Here is a 766-nt window from a genome sequence, read left to right as displayed (position 1 = left end):
CGAAGCTGGACCCGTTCAAGGTCAACAGGGTCACCGGGCGCGGCTGGGCCAAGGTCCACCTCAAGGGCCGGCACGTCAGCGTCAAGATGCACGTCAAGGGCCTGCTGAACGCCCCGCACGCGCAGCACTTCCACATCGCCGCCAAGGGCGTGTGCCCGCCGGAGTCGGCGGCCACGAAGCACAACGGCAAGCTGTCTCTGTCCACGCCCGACGGGGCGCCGTTCTACGGCAGGATCGGCACCTCGCTCACGACACGCGGCGACACCAGCCCGGCCTCCGGTCTGGCTGTGGACCGCTTCCCCACCGGCTCGATGTACACCTACGAGCGCAGCTTCACGGTCAGCAAGGAGGCCGCGAAGTCGCTGCGCGCCGGCACCGCAGTCGTGGTGGTGCACGGCATCGACTACAACGGCAACGGCAAGTACGACTTCAACCTCGGCAAGAGCCTCCTGGACCCCAAGCTTCCGGCCGAGGCCACCTTCCCCGCGCTGTGCGGCACGCTGAAGAAGTCGCCGCACGGCGGCATCTCCGGCGGCCAGGGCGGCACCCAGAGCAGCGACACAGCCACCACGGCCGCTGCAGCGACCACCGGCGGGGCCCTCCTCCTCGCCGGCGCCAGCGCCTACTGGCTGCGCCGCGGCACCACCCGCCAGAACTGAACGGCACAGGCCCTATGCCGTTCACCTGGCGCACCGGCCGCCGCGGTCTATTGACCGCGGCGGCCACCGCCTGCACCCTCACCGGCAGCGCACTCCTCACCCTCGGC

1 protein-coding gene is annotated in these 766 nt (G+C 70.8%); it reads left to right on the top strand.

Going from position 1 to position 766, the window contains the following annotated elements; all coding sequences use genetic code 11:
* Positions 1-659, top strand: a 659-nt coding sequence (locus RM572_RS28640) for a hypothetical protein (RefSeq protein ID WP_311676288.1), incomplete at its 5' end; no start/stop codon positions are given.
* Positions 660-766: the final 107 nt, after the last annotated feature.

Source organism: Streptomyces hazeniae (assembly GCF_031845485.1).
Lineage (GTDB): Bacteria > Actinomycetota > Actinomycetes > Streptomycetales > Streptomycetaceae > Streptomyces > Streptomyces hazeniae.
The sequence above is the reverse complement of the archived record's forward strand: the minus strand, read 5'-3'. Positions and strand labels throughout refer to the sequence as shown.